Origin of the sequence: Parabacteroides sp. AF21-43 (genome assembly GCF_003635435.1) — a bacterium.
In the GTDB taxonomy this organism is placed as follows: domain Bacteria; phylum Bacteroidota; class Bacteroidia; order Bacteroidales; family Tannerellaceae; genus Parabacteroides; species Parabacteroides distasonis.
The window spans coordinates 47,838-70,697 of the sequence record NZ_QTMG01000004.1; the positions used below are offsets into that span (position 1 = coordinate 47,838).

A 22,860-nucleotide genomic window follows, 5' to 3' on the forward strand; every position below is an offset into this window, starting at 1 on the left:
ATTCAAATGAATGAAGCTAAAACACTGGTTATACGAGGAAATCTGGTAGATATAATCAACAGGCGCACCTTCGGGGCAGAGATTTCAATCCTAAACGGGCATATCGGAAAGGTAATCCCTACCGGACAAGATGAGGGATCTTACCTCCTCCCCGGCTTTATTGACGCGCATGTCCATATAGAGAGTAGCATGGTAACCCCTGCGGCATTCATTCACGCAGCCGTACGCCATGGCAGTATCGGTGGCGTGGCGGACCCTCATGAGATAGCGAATGTAATGGGTATCGAAGGAGTCGAATATATGCTCGACAACGCGAAAGGGATTCCTTTCTACACATGGTTCGGTATCCCGTCTTGCGTACCGGCTACGATTATGGAAACATCCGGTGCGATCATAGACGCAGACGAAACCGCTCGTTTGTTGGAACGAGAGGATCTACACTTCTTGGCTGAGATGATGAATTACCCCGGAGTCTTAAATAAAGATCCGGAAGTTATGCGCAAAATAGAAGCCGCGAAACAAGCGGGTAAACCCATCGACGGACATTATCCCCTAGCAACAGGCCCCAAGCTAAAGGCATATATCGAGTCTGGTATTTCCACCGATCATGAAACCATCTATCTAGAAAAAGGCCGTGAAAAATGTGAGCTTGGGATGCATGTCCTTATTCGGGAAGGAAGCGCGGCGAAAAACTTTGACGCACTTCATCCGCTATTGAAAGAGTATCCCGAACAAATCATGTTCTGTACGGATGACGCGCATCCTTCGTTTTTAAACAAAGGACACATAAATAGGATGGTAAAAAAATCGCTGGATTTAGGATATGATCTATATGATGTATTACGGGCCGCTTCCTATAATCCGGCCATGCACTATAAAATTCCCGCAGGTTTCTTACGAGAGGGAGACTCCGCCGATTTTATCCAAGTAAACAATTTAAAGAATCTAACCATACAGGCAACCTATATACAAGGAACCTGTGTATACGATGGAGAGAAATGCACGCTTCCTTTCCACAAACCTATACTCCGCAATAATTTCCACACGAAACCGATCCCATTAGAAAAGCTAGCGGTAAAAGCGAAAGGAAAACAGATGCGTGTCATTGTTTGCGAAGACCGCGAATTAATCACGAAAGAAGAACTATATCCTGTACATACATTCGATGGATTTGTAGAATCAGATACAGAACGAGACATTTTAAAACTCGTCATTCTAAATCGCTATCAAACGGCTCCTCCCGCTATTGCCTTTATAAAAGGAACAGGGCTCAAGCTCGGTGCCATCGCTCAAAGTATTTCCCACGATAGCCATAACATCATCGCTATAGGCGTAACCGATTTCGAGCTTATGCAAGCGATCAATGCGGTAATAAAGGCTAAAGGTGGAATCGCAGTAAGCAGTATGGACGAAGTCACTCTCCTGCCCTTGCCGGTAGCGGGATTGATGAGCGACGAATCGCTGGAGGAAACAAGTCGCCGTTACGAAGAGATCGAGGAAAAGATCAAGCGATTAAAGACCCCGATGGATTCATTACAAATGACGCTTTCTTTTATGGGATTGCTGGTGATCCCATCCTTGAAACTTAGCAACAAAGGTTTGTTCAATAGCGAGACATTCCAATTTACTCCCCTATTCGTATGATAGCCGATAAAGACGAACATATCAAGACGATCCTATCGGTCATTCCGGAAAAGCCGGGATGCTACCAGTATTTCGATGAAAACGGAACGATTATATACGTCGGCAAGGCGAAGAACCTAAAACGACGGGTATCCTCTTATTTCAACAAGGTACATGACAGCAATAAGACACGTGTGTTAGTCAAACAAATCCGGGATATCAAATATATAGTCGTCGATACGGAAGAAGACGCGTTACTACTGGAAAACAACCTCATCAAACAGTATCGTCCCCGCTATAACGTATTATTGAAGGACGACAAAACCTACCCTTCCATCGTGGTAAAGAACGAGTACTTTCCCCGGGTTTTCCAAACCCGGAACATCGTTCGGGACGGATCGCAATATTACGGTCCTTATCCCTCTTTGTTCACGGCGAAAGTGATGCTACAGATGCTAAAGGAACTTTACCCTTTACGCACTTGCAAATATCCCCTCACTCCCGAATCCATCGCACAAGGACGCTATAAGGTTTGTCTGGAATACCATATCAAGCGTTGTAAAGGGCCTTGTGAAGGCTTGCAATCATTGGAAGAATACCAGCAAAATATTTCCGAGATCAAAGAGATTCTGCGAGGCAACATCTCGCAAATTAGCAAACACCTCTATGAGGAGATGCAATCGCTCGCTGCCGAGCTCAAGTTCGAGGAAGCGCAAAAGATCAAGGAAAAATACGAAGTCATCGAGAACTACCGTTCTAAATCTACGGTCGTAACCCCGATGCTACATAATATAGATGTATTCACGATCATAGAGAATGACCATTCCGCTTATGTGAACTTTATGCATATCGGAAACGGGGCGATCGTACAAGCCTATACATTCGAGTATAAAAAACGATTGGACGAGACCAAGGAGGAATTGTTAAGCCTCGGTATTATCGAGATGCGGAATCGTTTTAAAAGCACCGCCCGGGAGATTATCGTACCCTTCAAGCTGGACATGCAGCTAGAGAATGTCACTTTCACCATTCCCCAAAGAGGGGATAAAAAGAAACTGCTCGATTTATCCGAGATGAACGTCAAGCAGTTTAAGGTAGACCGCTTGAAGCAAGCGGAAAAGTTGAATCCGGAACAACGGAATACCCGTATCTTGAAAGAGATCCAAGAGGCCTTGCATCTGGAAAAACTGCCCGCTCATATCGAATGTTTCGATAATTCAAACATACAGGGAAGCGATGCGGTAGCGGCTTGCGTGGTATTCAAGATGGGGAAACCGTCCAAGCAGGAGTATCGTAAATACAATATAAAGACCGTAGTCGGTCCGGATGATTACGCCTCCATGAAAGAAGTCGTCCGTAGGCGTTACGGGCGAGCGATCGAGGAGCAATCTCCCCTACCCGACTTGATTATAACAGACGGTGGAAAGGGGCAAATGGAAGTGGTTCGCTCGGTGGTAGAAGATGAATTAGGCTTGTCCATTCCAATCGCCGGACTAGCGAAAGATGGTAAGCACCGAACCTCGGAGTTATTATTCGGGTTCCCACCCGTAACCGTTGGCATGCGTTTGGACAGTCCGCTATTCCATCTACTTACCCGGATACAAGACGAGGTACACCGTTTCGCCATCACTTTCCACAAGGATAAACGAAGTAAGACCCAGACAAAATCCGAATTAGACACCATTAAGGGTATCGGTGAAAAGACAAAAGTATTACTTTTACGTCACTTTAAAAGCGTAAAACGAATCAAGGAAGCAAGCTTCGAGGAACTGAAATCCGTGATTGGCGAGGCGAAAGCCAAGGCACTACAAGAGGGACTGGATGGAAAGCGAACAGAAAGCGAACAAAAATAGAACAAAAGCGAACAAAAAGCGAACAAGATGAGAACAGTTACACAACGTGTGCAGCACGCTTCCGTCACGATAGACGGACAGCTTAAGTCCAAAATTGGAAAGGGGCTATTGGTATTAGTCGGTATCGAGGACAAGGATACGCAAGAAGACATTGAATGGTTGGCAAAAAAGATCACCAACCTACGCATATTTGACGATGAAAACGGGGTCATGAACCGCTCGGTTATCGAAGCGGGAGGCGAGATCATGGTTGTCAGCCAATTTACCTTACACGCCTCTACGAAAAAAGGGAACCGCCCCTCCTACTTAAAAGCGTCTAAACCGGATATCGCCATTCCGATGTATAAAGCTTTTTGCGAAGAGGTAGGGCTTCAACTCGGAAAACCTGTACAAACCGGAACATTCGGAGCTGATATGAAAATTGAACTTTTAAACGACGGGCCGGTTACTATTATTATCGACTCTCAAAATAAAGAATAAGTATGGCAGATATAACTTTACAACAAGCCCAGCAAATGGTAGACTCTTGGATCAAGACCTATGGGGTCCGTTATTTCAATGAGCTTACCAATATGACCATCCTCACCGAGGAAGTGGGCGAGCTAGCCCGGATCATGGCACGTACCTACGGTGAGCAGTCTTTCAAGGAAAGTGACAAACACCGGGATTTAGGCGATGAAATGGCAGATGTCTTATGGGTACTGCTTTGCCTCGCCAACCAGACCGGAGTAGATCTTACCGCCGCTTTCGAGAAGAATCTCCAAAAGAAAACAGACCGAGATAAAGAACGACATATAAACAATCAAAAACTATAAGCATATGGCACATCATCACGATTGCGAATGTGGACATGATCATCATCATGAACATGAACACGAATCAAATTCCGTACAGATAGACCGTTATCATGAAGCTTTCAATAAGTTTGAGCCGGCCCTGCCGGATACCCAGACCACCGAGGCTGTAAACGCTCTTTTAGAGAAACATTTCCAAGAAAACTTTACACCGGAAGTATTGAAAACGATTCATGGTTGCATCGACTTGACCTCATTAACCAGTCTGGATACCAAAGAAAGTATCTGGAAGATGGTAGACACGGTAAATGATTTCGAGGGAACTCGTCCGGATGTCCCGAACGTAGCCGCTATTTGCGTCTATCCCCTATTCGTGGAAACGGTTAAGCAGGCACTTACCGCACAAGAGATTAAGATCGCGTCGGTTGCCGGAGGTTTTCCTTCCTCACAGACATTTACGGAAGTCAAGATCGCCGAAACGGCCATGGCAGTCATGCAAGGAGCCGATGAAATCGATGTTGTCATGAACCTAGGCTACTTCATGGAAGACAATTTCGAGGAACTGACGGAAGAATTACAAGAGATCAAAGAGAGCTGTCGCCACGCCCATTTAAAGGTAATCTTAGAGACCGGAGCTTTAGTCACAGCGGAGAACATCCAAAAGGCATCCATCCTAGCCATGTATTCCGGTGCGGACTTCATCAAGACCTCCACGGGTAAAGGATACCCGGGAGCCACTTTCGAGGCCGCCTATACCATGTGCAAAGCCATCAAAACCTACCATTCCATCACCGGAAACAAGGTTGGCATCAAGATCTCCGGAGGCGTACGCACGGCGGAAGACGCAGTTCGATATTATACGATCGTAAAGGAAATACTGGGCAACGAATGGCTGAACAAGGATTTGTTCCGTATAGGAGCGAGCAGTCTGGTCGGTGATATAGAAAAACGACTCGGGAAATAGTCCATTCTAATAAACCGGGCGCAAATGACTTAGAATCCTGTGTCCGGTAAGCACTCTCAAAGTCAGTTAACTTACCTTGGCATCGAAGTTAACTGACTTCGTCAAGTAAGTTAACTTCATTGGCTATTGAAGCATACTTACTTTTTTACTAACAAGAGCCATCTCTCTACAACTAATAGATAAAGGAATTTCTATTTGGAGCGAGTCATAATATAATCCGCCAACTGGATCAAGGATGTCCGTGCCCCGGATTCTGGCAATCTCAAAAGAACATCGACCGCCTTATCATGATATTCCTTCATGCGGGCCTCGGCATATTCGATTCCACCGTTCGCCTTGGCAAACTCGATCAAAGAATCGACATTCTCCGCCGCGAAATCCTTCCGTAAAATCATATCCAAATAACGGGCGGCCTCCTCTTCCCTACCCTGCCGCAAGGCATATAATAATGGAAGCGTAACCTTACCCTCACGAATGTCATTTCCCGTCGGCTTACCGATATTCGCCTCCTTGAAATAATCAAAGATATCATCCTTGATCTGGAAGCAATACCCCAGATACTCGCCAAACTCACGGCAAAGAGCGATCACCTCCGCGGAGGCGCCCGACGAAATGGCCCCAATCTCCGTGCAAGCGGAAAGCAAGGTAGCCGTCTTCTTCTTGATAACTTGCAGATAACAATTCTCGTCTAAAATACTCTCCTCGGCGGTCTCCAATTGCTTGATCTCACCTTCGGACAAGTCTCTGCCTAAATTAGAGATAATCCCGACAATCCGCAAATCGCCGGTTTGTATGGAACGGATCAAAGCGGTAGAAAGCACATAATCACCTACCAACACGGAAATACGGTTATCGAAGATAGCGTTCAATGAGGGAACGCCACGACGTTGCTTCGTCTCATCGATCACGTCATCGTGAATCAATGTAGCGGTATGCAAAAGCTCCAGCAAAACAGCGGAATTGATCGTGTTATCCGTAACCTGTCCACAGACCTTGGCGGTAAGGAGCACCAATAACGGACGCACATGCTTCCCGGTAGAATTCAGTATAACGTCGATAGCCGATTGTAACCGGGTCGTCTCGCTGCGTAGAGATGCCTCGAAATCCTTATTGAAACGTTCAAATTCAGCGGAAACCGGTTCTTCTATTTTCCTTCTTTCATCCATAATTCCATGCAAAGATTCGCAAAAGTAACAAAAACTATCGAGTAAGCGAGTTTTTTCGTACATTTACCCAGATTTTGTCCCACTAAAACGTGTTAAAAGTAATGAAGTTATTCCTTATAGATGCGTATGCGTTAATTTATCGCTCCTATTACGCCTTCATCAAGAATCCGCGTATCAACTCCAAGGGTGTGAATACCTCCGCCATTTTCGGTTTTATCAACAGTCTGGAGGATGTATTAAAACGTGAGAACCCGACTCATATAGCGGTGGCCTTTGACCCGAAGGGACCGACTTTCCGCCATGAGGCCTTCGAGCAATACAAGGCACAACGGGAAGAGACGCCGGAAGTGATCCGTCAATCCGTCCCTATCATTAAAGAAATCATAGAGGCTTACAATATTCCGATTCTGGAAGTACCCCGCTACGAGGCGGACGATGTGATCGGCACCGTGTCCAAACAGGCGGAGAAGGAAGGCTTCGAGGTGTACATGATGACGCCAGATAAAGATTACGGCCAATTGGTGTCCGAACATATATTTATGTATCGTCCGAAATTCGGAGGCGATTACGAGATCATGGGCGTGCCCGAGGTCTTAAACAAGTACGGCCTCACGAGTACGGAGCAAGTGATCGACTTGCTGGGACTGATGGGCGACGCTTCCGATAATATCCCCGGCTGTCCGGGTGTCGGCGAGAAGACCGCTCAAAAACTACTGACCGAATTCGGAAGTATCGAGAACCTGTTAGCGAACACTGATAAGTTGAAAGGCGCGCAAAAGAAGAAGGTAGAGGAGAACGCCGAGCAAATCCGTTTCTCCAAATTCTTGGCGACGATCAAGACGGATGTCCCTATCGAGTTCGATGCCGCCCGTTGCGTTCGTGAAAAGCCAAACGAAGAGCGCCTGACTGAGATTTACACAGAATTGGAATTTAGAACATTTATTAACAAACTAAGTTCTGAGCCGGTCAAAGCCGCTCCGAAAGGTCCCGTTCAAGGCGATTTGTTCGCGATTTTTACGCCCGAGAGTACGGAAGAGCCCAAAAAATCGATTCTCACGGACTTAAAGTCCACCCCCCATAACTATTATTTAACTGATACAGAGGAAAAACAAGCCGATTTAGCCCGCTTTTTATTGGGTCAAGAATTTTTCGCTTTTGACACGGAAACCGATGGCATCGATCCCTTGAAAGCCGGATTGGTCGGAATGTCGTTCGCCGTGAAAGAAAACGAGGCTTGGTATGTCCCTGTTCCCGCCAACTCAGTAGAGGCGGCGAAAGTAGTGGAACGCTTCTCCCCTGCCCTGCAAAATCCGAAATCATTAAAGATCGGGCAAAACATCAAATTCGATATTTTGGTACTTCGTAAATACAACGTGAAGGTAGCCGGTCCTCTGTTCGATACGATGATCGCCCATTACCTGCTGAATCCGGAATTGCGGCACGGAATGGATTACCTAGCGGAGACCTACCTCAAGTACCAGACCGTCCACATCGAGGAACTGATCGGCCCAAAAGGAAAGAACCAGTTATCGATGCGAAACGTACCCGTGGAGCAAATCGCCGAATACGCCGCCGAGGACGCGGACATCACGCTCAAGCTAAAGAATTATTTCGCACCCGAGTTAAAGAAGGAAGGACTGGAATCCCTCTTCACCACGATCGAGATGCCATTAATATATGTATTAGTGGAAATGGAGGCCACCGGCGTCACGCTAGACACGGTAGCGCTTAAGCAATCTTCGGGCGAACTTACCGCCTCCATGAACAAACTGGAGCAAGAGGTTTACGAGCTGGCCGGCACGGAGTTCAACATTAACTCCACGAAACAGGTCGGCGAAATCCTTTTCGACCGCTTGAAGCTGGACGAGAAAGCGAAGAAGACCAAAACAGGCGGTTACAGTACCAGCGAGGATGTATTGGAGAAACTTCGCAACAAGCATCCCATCATCGGCAAGCTTCTTGAATACCGCGGACTTAAAAAGTTATTAAGTACCTATATCGACGCTCTACCCGAGTTGATCAATCCGCAGACCGGAAAGATACATACCTCTTTCAACCAAGCGGTAACATCTACCGGACGCCTCAGCTCTACCAATCCGAACCTGCAAAACATTCCGGTACGGGACGATCTGGGCCGTGAGATCCGTAAGGCATTTATCCCGGACAATACGGATTGCCTCTTCTTCTCGGCCGACTACTCCCAGATCGAGCTTCGTATCATGGCCCACCTGAGCGGTGACCCGCATATGATCGAGGCTTTCCAAAGCGGAGCGGATATCCACGCCGCCACAGCCGCCAAGATCTACGGAATCCCGGTAGAAGAAGTAACCAGCGATATGCGCCGGAAGGCGAAAACCGCCAACTTCGGTATCATCTACGGCATCTCCGTCTTCGGGCTCGCCGAGCGTCTGGGCATCCCTCGTTCTGAGTCCAAGGAACTGATAGACGGTTATTTCAGCACCTACCCCCGCATCAAGGAATACATGGAGGAGAGCATCAAGGTAGCCAAGGAAAAAGGATACGTAGAGACCATTTTCAAGCGCAAGCGTTTCCTTCCGGATATCAACTCACACAACGCCGTCGTACGCGGCTATGCCGAGCGAAACGCGATCAATGCCCCTATCCAAGGGAGCGCCGCCGATATCATCAAACTAGCGATGGTACGCATTTACGAACGCTTTGAGGAAGAGGGATTGAAAAGCAAGATGATCCTCCAAGTACACGATGAGTTAAACTTCAATGTCTACAAAGAGGAAGCCGAGGAGGTAAAGAAAATCGTGCTGGAGGAAATGGAAAACGTCATGAAACTACAAGTCCCCTTAATCGCCGATTGCGGCGAGGGAGAGAACTGGTTGGAGGCGCATTAAAATAATGCCGGAATTCCCCTTAAAAAAACATGTACGTGTTTTCCGAAAAACTTGTACGACTTTTTCCAAAAACACGTACGTGTTTTTTTAAGACCATAACAGCCTAAGTAAAAACAACAGGGTGTCCTAAATCGCCGGAAGCTTTTTAGGACACCCTATTTATTAGTGATCAAAAGGAACTCTTATTGCTTATAAATCTTCTTAGAGATTATTCCATCCGCCGTCTTTATACGTAAGATATAATGCCCGGAAGGTATCGACAAGGTAGTCGTATATTGTTTCCGGCTATCTATGGTAGTTCCCCAGACAGACGCACCGTCGTAAGTATAAAGCATCATATTTTCTATCGCCACATCCGATTGAACCGATAATAGGCCGGAAGCGGAATCAAACGCATATTCCAAATCCGAGACAGACGGCTCGGTAACCTCATTAGAAACCACTAGCGAACCATCGATCTTTAGGCAGAACGTACGATAGCTTTCACGGATATCCGTATACTTGGTTTCCCACAGCTCACTCAAGTCACCTTGGTAAGTAGCCATTACGGCAAGCATATCACCAATACCCCAATCAAACGAGCCACTATAAGATACCGTCTGGCTTTTCCCTGCCGGAATCTCCAGCCAATTATTCACCTCCCAACTGTAATCGTCTATCGAGAGATTAGGATCTCGCACGTAAAGGCCGGCCGTACCTTGGAAATTCGTTTTTTGCTTGTTATAGAAAGTCACCTCAAAGGTAGCGGTCCCACTTTCCGCATCATACTCGACCTTTACAGGATCGGCGGTCAAGCTATTCCGTGCCTGTGAGAAAGAAATAACGCTATCCTTCACATCCAACAAGATATAATCATACGGATGATTTACCGAACGGATCGGACGTAGGATGCTATCTCCTTCCATTCCTCCCAGTACGTACATATACAGAGTAACCGTAGTATCCGTGATACCTAGGGACTCACAAAGGAAATCTTTCGTTATATAATTACCTAGCTGAAAGTCCGCGATCGTATCTAAAAATGCCGCTTCGCTGATAGGCAACTCCACCGCCTCATTCTCCTCGAAAAAGGCTAATGTATGGACATAGCTCCCATCTTTCCCCAAGTTAAATAGGTTATAAGTAATCGGAAACTTCTCACCTAGCTTGATACTTTCAATATCTTTAGTACCCAAAGAACTGATCGTTAACAACTTCACAGGCTTCGAGTCATCAGACGGTTTGCGGATACCCGTGATCATGGCTTGGCGTTCATTGTAAGTACGTAAATTATCGTCAATCGCACCTAACTCAAAATATCCACTACCAAACCAGCCCGTATTTAAATGGAAAAGTCCGCTCCGATTATAGCCATCGCAAACAAATGCCCATTTATAGGCCTGATTATTTTCTCCGCTACCTCCTTCATAATAAACCGGACGTTGAGCGGCTAGTTCCGTTTTCAGCAGATCCGTCCATTCTTTTCCGGAAAAGAAGGTCCTATCATACAATTGTATATTCTTATCATATCCAAAATTATTAATGAAAGCCTTCCGTACATCTTCTTTATTAGCCCCCATATCCCATTCATAATTCATATAGGCAGCCGCTCCACAATGAAAAATCAGCGTGGAAACAGCCTCTATCTCATCCCAAGAGGAAGACTCATCAAGAGTAGCAGGCATATTTTCCCAATCATACGTTGTATGCCCAAAATCAGCGGAAACAAGCAACGTACTTCCCGGATTCTTATAATTTACGTTACCCATACCGCTTTTCGGATATTGATAATAATTCATGATCTGCGCCATAGCGACACCTTCCCCACCCGCAAAAGTTAGAACATCATTGACAACCGGGCACATCTCATTGTAGGGAGCATCATCCTTCCATTCCGTTTTAATCAAAGGGATCACCGCCTCCGGAAACCGTGAAGAAGCCTCAACACTATCCACCGCTAGAGGCATCCCGGACCGTAACGCCTTTACATAATGGATATACATACGCATAAAATTCTCCATCGTAGCGGACAGACCTTTCTCCGGCAAAGACCCCTTATCGGATATACCCAATAACTGCTTTCCACGATCTTCTCCGGATACGATTACAAAACCTTGGTTATCCCCTACGTTATACAGGTAAAGTAAGGCATTCTCCACACTCGAGGAACGTAATTTAGAAGGAGCCTCGATGCCTTCCTCCGTCCCTACGTAGGCCAACTTAAACTCAGGAAAAGAACCGGCCCTCAACACCGAGGTATTCTCCATTGAATACTGTTGCTGGGCAATCCGGAGCGCTTCGGCCGAACCTATCGGATCAGCTGAAAGTGTTTGTACACATAGCGTAGCACAAGCTAACAAAGCCAAGTAGACGTGTTTCATTGACATAAAGTTTTGAATGAATATTAAATACTAATACATACAAAGTTATCAAAAGCTTTCAAATTCTTTCTATACATAGGCAAGTCTCTACGCTAATTCATGCAAGAAAATTATGACAAATTAGCCAAAGGATCAGTAAATCTAATAGTATGATGAGAATCTTGTCTAAATTTCCATATTGATTTCCTACATTTACAGACTTAATGTAACGAAATTATGATTAACACTTTAACATCTTTGCGATTTATATTCGCCATGATGGTTTTTGGGGCGCACTGTTATGTAATAGATAATCACTTCGATATCCATTTTTTCAAGGAGGGATTTGTAGGGGTTAGTTTCTTTTTCATGCTAAGCGGTTTTATTATAGCGTACAATTATCAAAAGAAATTTAGTGAGAATAAGATAACCAAACGCACTTTTTGGGTAGCACGCATCGCCCGTATTTATCCCTTACACTCGCTGACCTTATTGATTGCCGTCGCTTTAGGAAACTATGTAATAGCATCGGGAACTATAGATTGGTGCAAGCATTTCCTCGCCTCACTCACATTGACAAACGCCTATATACCAAAAGACAATTACTTTTTTTCATTCAACAGCCCTTCGTGGAGTTTATGTTGTGAACAGCTTTTCTATATTTGTTTTCCTTTCCTTATAGCATTCACGAAAGACTACAGAAAATTACTTAGCACTTTCTTGATTTGCGCGATATTGAGCGTTGTCGGTATGTATTTTACGCCTTTGGAAAGTATAAAAGGATATTGGTATGTTAATCCAATCACCCGACTTCCGGATTTTATAGCCGGGATGCTATTATTTCAATTATACGACCATTTGAAAACTAAAAACATCACCTCCAGCCAAGGAAGTATCATAGAGATCGCGTCAATAGCATTATTCTTAAGTTTCTATCTGTATGCCGCTGAAATCCCCAAAGTATACCGATACTCCTGCTACTACTGGATTCCCATCGCGTTTATCCTAATAAGTTTTTCCCTGCAAAAAGGTATGGTCTCACGACTCCTATCGAACCGCCTCTTAGTGATTGGCGGAGAAATCAGTTACAGTTTCTATTTGATTCATCTTTTTGTACTGCTCTCTTATGCTAAATGGCAAAAAGAAAGCGACTTTCATATAGACTGGTACATCTCGATCCCGCTTCTATTTTGTGTCATAATCCTGTTGAGCCTGTTTTCTTACTACCATTTCGAGAAGCCTATGAACAAACTCGTTAAAACATTATTAAACAAACAATCGATGAGGCAACCGGTTAAGCATGAAGAGAAAGCCTAAGAAAATAACCGTATCAGCCTAAAATTGATTATCTTTGCGAACTCAAAACAAGTCGCTTGGAGCGACTATATAACAGATTGATAATAAAAAATACGATAATAATATGGCATTACAATGTGGAATAATGGTAATGCCATATTCAAAATAACAAAAGAGTAACAAAAGAATATAAATATACTATATATCAATATATTACATTCATTTATCATTTTCTGTTGTTACTTCATTTTTCCCTTCTTCACCCTTGTTTCTTGTTACTTCTGTTACTCGTTTGTTACTCAAAAACAAAAATATTTTCTATCTTTGCTACTGTATCAAACAAGAAGTAACCATGAGCAAAGAAGTGAAAATAAAGGAGCCAATCCGTATCAGAACCAAGAAATTGAACAACGGAAACGAATCTATTTACTTGGACATCTATGTAGATGGAAAAAGAAACTATGAATTTCTAAAACTCTATCTTGTTCCAGAAAAAGACCGTGCAGCCAAGAACCGTAATGCAGAAACCATGAAATTGGCAAATGCCATCAAAGCGCAAAAAATCGTTGAAATACAAAATAACCGCTATGGCTTCAGCAACAGTAAAAATAAGTCAAACATCAAGTTGATTGACTATATCCAGTACATAGCTGATAAAGATATAGAAAAGACAGGCAGAAAGGTCACCTCTAATACCCTTATCCATCATTTGCAACGATACGATAAGACAGGGATTACATTTAAACAACTCGATAAGGAATACATTATTGGTTTTGTCGAATATCTGAAAACAGCTAAACAACAACATTGTAAGAAAGAAAAATATGTAAGTCCAAATACACGTGCCCACTACTACAAGATGCTTCGTTATTGCATCAATTATGCTGTAACAGAAGATATTTTACCTGCTAATCCTATGGATAAAATAAAATTGGAAGATAAGCCTAAGCAAGTACAAGCCAAGCGAGAATTTCTCACCATAGACGAGTTGAAAATTTTGGTAAAAACAGATTTCCGCAATAACACGGTAAAACGAGCTTTCCTCTTCTGCTGTTTTTGTGGTATTCGCCATTGCGATGTAGCTGCCTTAACATGGGGTGACTTAAAGGAAGACAATGAAGGAAAATATACCCTCAATATGGTACAGCAAAAAACTAAAATAGCAATCTCAATACCACTAAGTGGTGAAGCTATAAAGCAACTGCCTCCTAAAGGCAATGCAAAGCCCACAGACAAAGTTTTCGCTGATTTAATATCATTGGGCAGGACAAATGAAATATTGCCCAAATGGGCAGAAAGTGCAGGAATAGACAAACATCTTACATTCCATGTATCCCGCCATACCCATGCAACTATGATGATTACACTTGGAGCAGATTTATATACTGTATCAAAATTACTTGGGCATACAAATATTCAAGTTACGCAAATATATGCTAAGATTGTGGATGAAAGCAAGAAGAAAGCTATTGACCTGATACCCAACTTCACAGATTAGCTAACAATCAAAATAAAAAAAGTAAAATTAGAACCACATTAAAAAGATTTTGTTACTTTTGTAATAGTATAGAATCTATTCAAAAAGAATATATGGAACAATTAAGTCACATATTTTCCATAGGACATGGAAGCAAGGATATCAAAGAGCTTATATTGGAACTACAAAGTTTCGATATTGAGTTTCTTGTTGATATACGCTCTAAACCATATTCTAAATTTTATACTCATTTTAACCAAGGCTTCCTCAAATATTCTGTAGAAGAATACCACATTAAGTATGGATATATGGGAGATTTATTAGGGGGATTACCTTTAGATAGAACGTGTTATACTGATGGTAAAGTCGATTATAACAAGCTAAAAAACAAAGAGTTTTTCATCGAAGGATTAAAAAGATTACAAAATGCAAATAGTAAAGGATTTAATGTTTGCATTTTATGCAGTGAAAGCAATCCCAAAGAATGCCATAGAGCAAAACTCATTGGAGTTGAACTACAAAAAATGGGAATTGAATTAAGACATATCATTGGTATTGAGAAAGAGAAAACACAAAACCAAGTAATTTTCGAACTAACTAATGGCGATGGTCTTAATACCATATTTGGCGAAGAACATTTCACATCAAGAAAAAAATACATCTAATAAAATATGGAATTCTACACAATTGGGGTATATGGCTCTACAGAACAATCTTTCTTTACAAAGCTAAAAGAAAATGGAATAGATACATTTTGCGATATTCGACAACGAAGAGGAGTTAGAGGTAAAAAATACGCATATGTAAATAGTACCTATTTACAAAACAAATTAAAAGAATATGGAATTAAATATTTATATATAAGCCAATTATCTCCAACTACTGAAATTCGAGAGCTACAAAAAGAAATAGATAAGAAGAATGGAATATCGAAATCTGCTCGGATAGAAATCGGAAAAGTATTTGAAATTGAGTATAAGAACAAAATATTATCACAGTTTAATTTTGATACATTAATACATACATTAAAAGAAAACAATTCTCAGAAAATAGCTCTATTCTGCGTTGAAGAACATCCTGAAGCATGTCATCGTTCTATAGTAGCAAAAGCTTTACACCTTAAATACAATAATTTCATTAAACACCTATAAAATGAAAGTTCTAATAGTATCAAAAACACACATGAATACAGGAGTATGCGTTGGAGGCATAACTTTTGATGGAAGATTTGTACGATTGCTTGATAACAATGGTCACAATCAATCTGACGATTGTCCATTTAAAATCAATGAGGCTTATGATATTACATTCATAGAAAAACAAAATCCGACCCCACCCCATATCGAAGACATTTTAGTACAAAGTTCTAAATATGTAGGACGACTAAAAGATGGCATAAGCATGATTGACTTTATAACAAAAAGAAATATCAGTATATGCAGAGGTAATATTGATAATTTATTTGATAAGGCTCTAAAATTTACAACTAATGGAAGTGGATACATAAATTCTTCAAAAATTCCACAAAACAGTGTTTCTTTTTGGATTGCCGATAAAGACCTAATAAAAAGTATAGATTCTAAAGGAAAAGTTCGGTATAAATACCAAACCGATGATCCTTGGAGTTCTGAGATACAAATTAAATATGTAGGGCTACAACCTACAGAAGACATAATTCCCAAAGGAACATTATTACGTGTTTCTCTTGCACGATGGTGGTCACCAAATGATGTTGAAGTTGAAAACAGGTGTTATTTACAATTATCGGGCTGGTACAAATAATAACATAAACTGGCGAAAAACAGAAAAACATTTCTCTTTTCGCCAGCCCCTATTTTGCTGCTGTTCATACAAATGAGTTTAGTTTGTTTTGAACATATAGACAAAGGAATAGACTAAACCTAATCAGTAAATCTATTCTATAAATATACAAAATATCAAATCGTGAATTATTTTAGATTTGACCTTTTGTATATTTTAGCTAAATAAAGAATTTACAATTTAAATCCTTTGCTCCTTTTCTGTTCCTGTTTTGACTGTATGTTCTGATGTAGTTTGTTAAACTGCTCTTTGAACCATTCGGAAATCGGTTGTCTGTTAATACTTAGAACCAACTTCGTATTATCTGTCGGATTTTTCACTACTTGAAAACCTGCCTTTTCCGTTGTAAATTTCCGTCTATATTCTTCCGAGTACAAATTTCCACTGCACACAATCGGCTCGCCTTTTACAAGTTTGTCTGTCAATTCCTGATTGAAACCGACAAGGCGGCATAGCTTTTCAATGCGGAGTAACTCCATGAAGTATGGAAACCATTTGCACGCCTTCTCAATGATACGGTTAAGACGTGAAATTTCCTTATCCCTCTCATTCAGTATTTCAATGTGCTTCGCTTGTACTTCTGTTAATTCCTTACGATGTTGTTTCTGCTGCTCCTGCACCATGGTTTGCAGTTTTTCTATACTTTCGTCACGAGTGGTAACTTCTTCATACAGTTGCCTATTCTCCTGTTTAAGCTCCTTGATTTCCCCACTGCCCAAAAGAGAACCCACCTTTGCAATAAGAGCGGCTTTTGCTTCGGTCTTGACCGCTTCAAGTTTCTGCGTTCCTATTTCTTTCTTAACCTGTTTTAACTGCTTCTCAGCTTCCTCCCTTTCCTCTTGGAGTTGCTGCACGCCCGTTTCCAGTTTGCCCGTCTGCCGCTTCAAATCACGGTAATACTGGGCTGTGGTGACGTGCCTTGCTTCCGAACCACGCACGCCACGCTGCAAACCGTATTTATCCATGATTTTGGCGTAGTCGTCATGGTAGCCTATCAACTTGTCACGGTTCAATACATCATCAGCACATAGCCGGGCTGCATCCGCTTTCTTTCGGTAGGAACGCTTACCCTCCGTTTGCTTCTGTTTTGCTTTCCTGCGCTCTCCCGTTACTATCGGTACGATGGTGGCGTGTATGTGAGGTGTAGTTTCATCCATGTGCAGAACTGCTGAAACGGTATTTTCCCGTCCGAAAGTCTTGTGCAACCATTCCATACTGTCGTTGCACCATTCATTCATACGCCCGTCTTGCTGTATCTTCATCATATCCTCGTGTGTTCCCGACATCATGACACGGATAGCCCTTACTTGGTCGGGAGTAATCTTCCGTTTGATGCCTGCCGACTTGATGCGATGTGCTATCGCTTCATCACGTACCGTCACACCTTCGGGAAGTTCCACCAGTTCACGATTAAGATGTGTACGTGTAGAATCCACATTCGGAGCTATCACCCTGCGCTCGATATGGTCGGACATACGAGCGTCGGATGCTCCCTTTGCTTTCTTGAAATCAAGAGTAAAATATCCCATATTGAATACTGTTTTTTCGTTAGACAATTCCGTTTGCCTCGCACATTCGCCGCATGGTTCACGGGGTTTCAAAAGGGGCATCGCCCCTTTGCTCGATAGGGTGTTTTTAGCGGTGCTTGCACTGCGTGAAGAAAACGCCCTATTGAGCTATGGCTTTTCCTTACTCAAAAGCCTGTGGGAAGCGTGCGGCAACTACATTCTAAACCCTCTGCTTCTCTTTTTGGCTGGTTGTTGTTCCTGCCTGTCGGCTTGTTTGACCGTCTGTGATTGTTTGGTCTGCTGTGTCAAGTCTGCCGACTGTATCAACCGTTTTCCACACAAATAATCATTCAAATCTTTATAGCCACTATAAATGCGCGAGGAATCACGGACACGGAAACTGTACTCTTTATAAAGTTCCTGTACGGCTCTTATCCCTGCCGTATCATTGTCGAAAAAACAATGTATTCTCTCATAGTTCCCCAACGGGTACAAGGCTTTGGAAAGATTGGAAACAGAGTTCAGAATAAGATAGTCCTGCTTGTCAAAGTCGGGATAATCAGAACAATTTTTCTGTCGCAAGGTCAGAAAAGAAAGATAGTCCATAAACCCCTCGAACACATAGCAGATTTCTTTAGGTTCTCCAGTCTGCCGTATATGGGTGATGTCTTTAGGAGCTATGCAGCCTTTAAAATACTTATTGCGTACCTCATAACCTCCCGATGCGTTAGGAAAGCCGATGGCAAAGTTCCATTTACCGTTAAGCGAGAAACGGACTTCCATACATTCTTTTTTCGCAAGTGCTGTATTTATGCCTCTATCCTGCAAGTATGCAAACAAAGCAGGAGAAGAAAGCGGCACTGTTTCCAAATGCTGGAAACTCGGTTGGGTTGATGACTGCTGGCGAAAGGAAAAAGAAACGGGACGGATAGAGGGGCTTTGCTCCGCTATACGGTCTAAAAGGTAGGGTAAACTGTCGGATGCGTAAAGTTCCTGTGCCAATGCAATGATGTTGCCGCCTTTTCCTGCTCCAAAGTCGTACCATAAATTGCGGTCTGTGTTCACTTTGAAAGAAGGCTCTTGTTCCTCTCTCAACGGTGATTTATACCAAAGACTATTGCCCTGTTGCTTTATCGGGTTATAGCCTAAACTGTGCAGATAGTCTGCCAACTTTATATTTTTGGATTCTTCGATTGTCATAATCTGAATGTATTGGTAAATGAATAATTGAATCAGTTCCGTTTAGTCCGCTATATATACACCCGGAGTGTATTAAACTGACCTTGTATAGTGGTTCGTTAAAAAGAAGTCCATTCCTTTTATATATACACACGGACTAAACCAAACTTACTTTTAGTAGTGGAAATCAGAATTGTACTTGTAGCCTTTTCCCTCTTTTATTATCATGCGCTTGTTTACAAGGAATTTGTTCAAGTCCACGAGAATATTGCGCCCACGTTCAAAACCGATACTTGCGTAACCTTTTTTCAAGGCTGCGATAACATTGGGATAGCCTTGCACTACATCCTTTCCAAATCCGTTTTCTAACGCTTCACGATGCTGTTGCTCCGTAAGTTCTGTAAGTGGAAAGTTGCGATTCTGTTTAGGTTGTTCAAAAACGTAATCTTTCACAACTTCGGGCAATGCAGTTTCATTGATGCGAAATGCAAACGGTTCAAAATCCTTGTCTCGAATGTGCATCGCCTTTACTTCGCTAATATCCACATCCTGCGTACTTTTGGTTATCTGTAGGACGGTTTCAGCCTTGTTGTTAAGTTCCGTTCCTATATGCCCACGTGTATTATCATCCCCTTTATTCAAGTGTAATACGGTGTGAATATGCAAATTATACTCACTTGACCAACGCATTAGCAAATTGATGACGTCGGATGATTCGCTGGGGCTGTTGATGTCGTACATCAAATCACGGATACCGTCTATAATCACAAGACCTATACCCTCCATATTAGCAAGCATGTAGTCTATTATCTGCTTTCGCTTGTCGGGTGTACATTCTCTCAACACGACAAAGATAAAATCCTCTCTATCCTTATCAGTAGGAAGACCAGCCAAACGCATGATGCGTTCCATCACCTTATGGCAGTGGTATTTGCTCTGTTCTGTGTCCACATACAGAATTTTACGCTTGTTTTCGGGCAGGAACGCTGAATATTGCAAAACTTCATCATTCTTCAATGCCGCTGCCACAATAGCAGAAATATTGAATGTCTTTTTGCTTTTGGCTTTACCTGTGGATGCGCTGAAATTTCCCAGTGTTCCAATAGTTGAACCATTTACCCAAAGGATTTCGGGTGGCACATCGTAAGTATCGGTAATCTTCAAATGAATGGTTTTCCAAAGGACTGCAAAATCTTCTCTTGTTATTGCTGCATCCTCTTTCTTCTTTTCCGTCACTTTTTTGTCTTCCATAGTTTTACTTTTTTAAAGGACGGTTACTAAGGATATACTTCTGCGCTTCCTGTTCTATTTGCGCCTGTGTCTTGATAGGATTTTGGCGTAGCCACGCCTCCAAATCTGCCCGTTCAAAAAACAGCATCTTGCCCTGCGGTTTATAGTGGGGTATCAAGTTACCCGAAGTCAGTTTGTACAGGTAACTTTTGGAAAGGTTAAGAAACTTGCTCGCTTCATCAAAGCTAAGCACATTCTTAGTTAAAAACAGCATCTGTTCGAGTTCCTCAACTCGCATCTCTAATGTCTTATCCATATTGCTTTTTTGGATTTAGTGAAACAATATGAAGGTGCGCACCCTCGTTTTCTTTTCGTTAACGAGGGCAAATGTATTGAGGATTAGCTTGATAGTGGATTAAGTTATGTTTAAGGTCTTAACCTATTCTTAAAGTCTTTTCAGTTGTTTGATATAGTTGTATATGGTTGCAAATCCTTTCTCATGGGAGATACCTTTCACATAATTGGTTGCTGTGGCTAAATCCCCTTGATTGAGGTATTTATCCCTACTTTTGTCTTTGGAAAGAAACAGTTTATTATTGGCAATAACCGATTGCCAATTACCGGTAATCAAAGACCTATTACTTAATTCCGAAAAAAGGAAAGCTACATATCTATTATTATTTGACCTTAATATTGCATTAGGTTTACAGGAGAGTATCGCTTTCAAATCATCAACAGTTACAGAGGCATTGAACATTTTAACCTCGTTGATGCAATCTGCAATCAATTCTATCTGTTTGTCATTAAGAATTGAACCAAACGGATTTTCCGTTTCAGCAATAGGGGGTACGACTTTTATCGGAAGCTCGGTGTTTGTTGTCGGCTTCTGTACTTCCTGTTCCGGCTGTGGCTCCAGTTCTGCCCGCGCTCTATCTTCTTTCTTTTTTCGCAAGTATGCTGAATATCTTTCCAACACAACGGTTTTAACCACTACAGAAAAATAAGGCAGTTCTTCATCATAGGCTGAATTGTCCTGTTCGTATCGGGAATAATCAAATGAAAGAGGAGAGAATAAAAGGTACTTTCTTTTTTCATCGGGCTTCAAGGCTTCATAAAAACCGCTTTCCCAAAAGAAGTCATGTATGAAATAACAACGCTGTATCTCACTTAGTACAGAATAACTCATATACAAACTCGCTAATTCATCAGCAGCACGAATATACTCTTGTCCTTCCAATTCTTCCACCTGTTCCATATTCAGGTATTGGGATTTCATATAAATACTTCTTTCTAAGGTTTCATAGGCATGGTTAATGCAACGGTCAAATAACCTTTGTATATTGTCAAATTTAGCTTTAAACTCTGTATTTTCCATAATGTTCTCTGTTTCATTAATATGAGCAAAGATAACGATTCTACTTAAAAACTAATAATGGACAAAAGAGAAAGTATAAGAAGATAACCGCATTAGCCTAAAATTGATTATCTTTGCACACCAAAACGAGGTAGAAGGGACAATTATTCTTTTTTAACTTTATATTGTTACCATTTTGTTACTCGTCTATTTTACAGAGATATATAACTAATTGATAATAAGAAAAATACTATAATAATATGGCTTTACAATGTGGCATTGTGGGACTTCCGAACGTAGGAAAGTCTACCCTTTTCAATTGCCTATCCAACGCGAAGGCACAATCAGCGAACTTTCCGTTCTGTACGATCGAACCGAATGTAGGCGTGATCACCGTACCCGACGAGCGACTGAATAAACTAGCGGAAATCGAACATCCGCAACGAGTGATCCCCACCACCGTAGAGATCGTGGATATCGCCGGATTGGTGAAAGGAGCGAGTAAAGGCGAGGGACTGGGCAATAAGTTCTTGGCTAATATCCGTGAGACAGACGCTATCTTGCACGTATTGCGTTGCTTCGACGACGATAATATCGTGCACGTGGACGGACGTGTAGACCCGGTCCGTGATAAGGAGATCATTGACTATGAGCTTCAGATCAAGGATTTGGAAACGATAGACAGCCGTATCGCCAAGGTGCAAAAACAAGCGCAAACCGGAGGTGATAAGCAAGCCAAGATCGCTTACGAGGTACTTTGTAAATACAAAGAGGCTTTAGAACAAGGAAAAAGCGCACGTACCGTTTCTTTTGATACGAAAGACGAGGAGCGCATTGCCCACGATTTATTCTTGCTGACGGATAAACCTGTCATGTATGTTTGTAACGTGGATGAGGCTAGCGCCGTAAATGGCAATAAATATGTAGATGCCGTACGTGAGGCGGTTAAAGACGAAGATGCCCAGATTTTAGTAGTCGCCGCTAAGATCGAGAGCGAGATCGCTGAGTTCGATACCTATGAGGAACGCCAGATGTTCTTACAAGAGATCGGATTGGAAGAGTCTGGCGTAAGCCGTTTGATTAAATCGGCTTATAAATTATTGAATCTGCAAACCTTCTTGACCGCCGGACCGGACGAATGTCGTGCGTGGACGTTCCATAAAGGCTGGAAAGCTCCTCAATGCGCCGGTGTTATCCATACGGACTTCGAAAAAGGATTTATCCGTGCCGAGGTGATCAAGTACGAGGATTATATCGCTTATGGCTCCGAGGCTGCTGTTAAAGAGGCCGGAAAGATGAGCGTTGAAGGTAAGGAATATGTTGTGCAAGATGGAGATATCATGCATTTCCGTTTCAATGTATAAAGAGTAATCGAAATAAATTATATCT

Annotated in this window: 19 protein-coding genes; 12 read left to right on the forward strand and 7 right to left on the reverse strand. The window is 42.4% G+C overall.

Annotation, left to right across the window (positions count from 1 at the left end; translation table 11 throughout):
• The first annotated feature begins 6 nt into the window (after positions 1 to 6).
• Genes ade through deoC form a run of 5 tightly spaced genes read left to right on the forward strand, consistent with a single transcriptional unit; the run spans position 7 to position 5,234 of the window.
• Positions 7 to 1,644 (forward strand): adenine deaminase, encoded by a 1,638-nt coding sequence (ade, locus tag DWX84_RS04435; protein WP_048927205.1) that lies wholly within the window; start codon positions 7 to 9, stop codon positions 1,642 to 1,644.
• Positions 1,641 to 3,476, forward strand: a complete 1,836-nt coding sequence (gene uvrC / locus DWX84_RS04440) for an excinuclease ABC subunit UvrC (RefSeq protein ID WP_048926925.1) — start codon at positions 1,641 to 1,643, stop codon at positions 3,474 to 3,476. The genes ade and uvrC overlap by 4 nt, the downstream gene beginning before the upstream one ends.
• Before the next feature lie 27 nt (positions 3,477 to 3,503).
• On the forward strand, positions 3,504 to 3,956 hold the full coding sequence (gene dtd, locus DWX84_RS04445; protein ID WP_005860440.1) for a D-aminoacyl-tRNA deacylase: 453 nt from the start codon (positions 3,504 to 3,506) through the stop codon (positions 3,954 to 3,956).
• A 2-nt stretch (positions 3,957 to 3,958) separates the two neighbouring features.
• Positions 3,959 to 4,291, forward strand: coding sequence for a nucleotide pyrophosphohydrolase (locus tag DWX84_RS04450; protein WP_005860438.1), 333 nt, complete (start codon positions 3,959 to 3,961; stop codon positions 4,289 to 4,291).
• Positions 4,292 to 4,295: 4 nt separating this feature from the next.
• On the forward strand, positions 4,296 to 5,234 hold the full coding sequence (deoC, locus tag DWX84_RS04455) for a deoxyribose-phosphate aldolase (RefSeq protein ID WP_005863803.1): 939 nt from the start codon (positions 4,296 to 4,298) through the stop codon (positions 5,232 to 5,234).
• Positions 5,235 to 5,425: 191 nt separating this feature from the next.
• On the opposite strand, the gene DWX84_RS04460 is transcribed toward deoC, so the two are convergent.
• Positions 5,426 to 6,400, reverse strand: coding sequence for a polyprenyl synthetase family protein (locus tag DWX84_RS04460; RefSeq protein ID WP_008773223.1), 975 nt, complete (start codon positions 6,398 to 6,400; stop codon positions 5,426 to 5,428).
• A 101-nt stretch (positions 6,401 to 6,501) separates the two neighbouring features.
• On the opposite strand from DWX84_RS04460, the gene polA reads away from it, so the two are divergent.
• A complete protein-coding gene (gene polA / locus DWX84_RS04465; protein ID WP_048926926.1) occupies positions 6,502 to 9,267 on the forward strand; it encodes a DNA polymerase I in 2,766 nt (921 codons plus the stop codon).
• Between the two features lie 182 nt (positions 9,268 to 9,449).
• Here polA and DWX84_RS04470 read toward each other — a convergent pair whose 3' ends face one another.
• Complete coding sequence (locus DWX84_RS04470; protein WP_229103478.1) at positions 9,450 to 11,627, reverse strand: thiol protease/hemagglutinin PrtT; 2,178 nt, start codon at positions 11,625 to 11,627, stop codon at positions 9,450 to 9,452.
• 216 nt (positions 11,628 to 11,843) lie between these two features.
• Here DWX84_RS04470 and DWX84_RS04475 point away from each other — a divergent pair, with 216 nt between their 5' ends.
• From DWX84_RS04475 to DWX84_RS04495, 5 genes are all read left to right on the forward strand, one after another.
• Positions 11,844 to 12,923 carry an acyltransferase gene (locus DWX84_RS04475; protein ID WP_048926928.1) on the forward strand — a complete coding sequence of 360 codons (1,080 nt, stop codon included), beginning with the start codon at positions 11,844 to 11,846 and terminating at the stop codon, positions 12,921 to 12,923.
• A 331-nt stretch (positions 12,924 to 13,254) separates the two neighbouring features.
• Entirely contained in the window at positions 13,255 to 14,400 is a 1,146-nt protein-coding gene (locus DWX84_RS04480; RefSeq protein WP_122377427.1) for a site-specific integrase, read from the forward strand.
• Positions 14,401 to 14,492: 92 nt separating this feature from the next.
• A complete protein-coding gene (locus DWX84_RS04485; RefSeq protein WP_057329500.1) occupies positions 14,493 to 15,044 on the forward strand; it encodes a DUF488 family protein in 552 nt (183 codons plus the stop codon).
• Between the two features lie 6 nt (positions 15,045 to 15,050).
• Positions 15,051 to 15,530 (forward strand): DUF488 domain-containing protein, encoded by a 480-nt coding sequence (locus DWX84_RS04490; protein WP_057329501.1) that lies wholly within the window; start codon positions 15,051 to 15,053, stop codon positions 15,528 to 15,530.
• Position 15,531: 1 nt separating this feature from the next.
• Positions 15,532 to 16,161: a hypothetical protein gene (locus tag DWX84_RS04495; protein WP_057329502.1), complete on the forward strand. Its 630-nt coding sequence runs from the start codon at positions 15,532 to 15,534 to the stop codon at positions 16,159 to 16,161.
• A 212-nt stretch (positions 16,162 to 16,373) separates the two neighbouring features.
• Here DWX84_RS04495 and mobV read toward each other — a convergent pair whose 3' ends face one another.
• From mobV to DWX84_RS04520, 5 genes are all read right to left on the reverse strand, one after another.
• Positions 16,374 to 17,729: a MobV family relaxase gene (mobV, locus tag DWX84_RS04500; RefSeq protein WP_057329503.1), complete on the reverse strand. Its 1,356-nt coding sequence runs from the start codon at positions 17,727 to 17,729 to the stop codon at positions 16,374 to 16,376.
• Between the two features lie 192 nt (positions 17,730 to 17,921).
• The gene (locus DWX84_RS04505) at positions 17,922 to 18,908 is read right to left on the reverse strand and encodes a toprim domain-containing protein (protein ID WP_057329504.1); all 987 of its coding nucleotides are present in this window, start codon (positions 18,906 to 18,908) and stop codon (positions 17,922 to 17,924) included.
• 153 nt (positions 18,909 to 19,061) lie between these two features.
• Positions 19,062 to 20,138, reverse strand: a complete 1,077-nt coding sequence (locus DWX84_RS04510; RefSeq protein ID WP_057329505.1) for an AAA family ATPase — start codon at positions 20,136 to 20,138, stop codon at positions 19,062 to 19,064.
• A 4-nt stretch (positions 20,139 to 20,142) separates the two neighbouring features.
• Complete coding sequence (locus tag DWX84_RS04515; RefSeq protein WP_042987434.1) at positions 20,143 to 20,433, reverse strand: helix-turn-helix domain-containing protein; 291 nt, start codon at positions 20,431 to 20,433, stop codon at positions 20,143 to 20,145.
• A 129-nt stretch (positions 20,434 to 20,562) separates the two neighbouring features.
• Positions 20,563 to 21,492: a hypothetical protein gene (locus DWX84_RS04520; RefSeq protein ID WP_122377428.1), complete on the reverse strand. Its 930-nt coding sequence runs from the start codon at positions 21,490 to 21,492 to the stop codon at positions 20,563 to 20,565.
• Positions 21,493 to 21,731: 239 nt separating this feature from the next.
• Between DWX84_RS04520 and ychF the strand changes: the two genes are divergently transcribed.
• Positions 21,732 to 22,835: a redox-regulated ATPase YchF gene (gene ychF, locus DWX84_RS04525; protein WP_005863784.1), complete on the forward strand. Its 1,104-nt coding sequence runs from the start codon at positions 21,732 to 21,734 to the stop codon at positions 22,833 to 22,835.
• Positions 22,836 to 22,860: the final 25 nt, after the last annotated feature.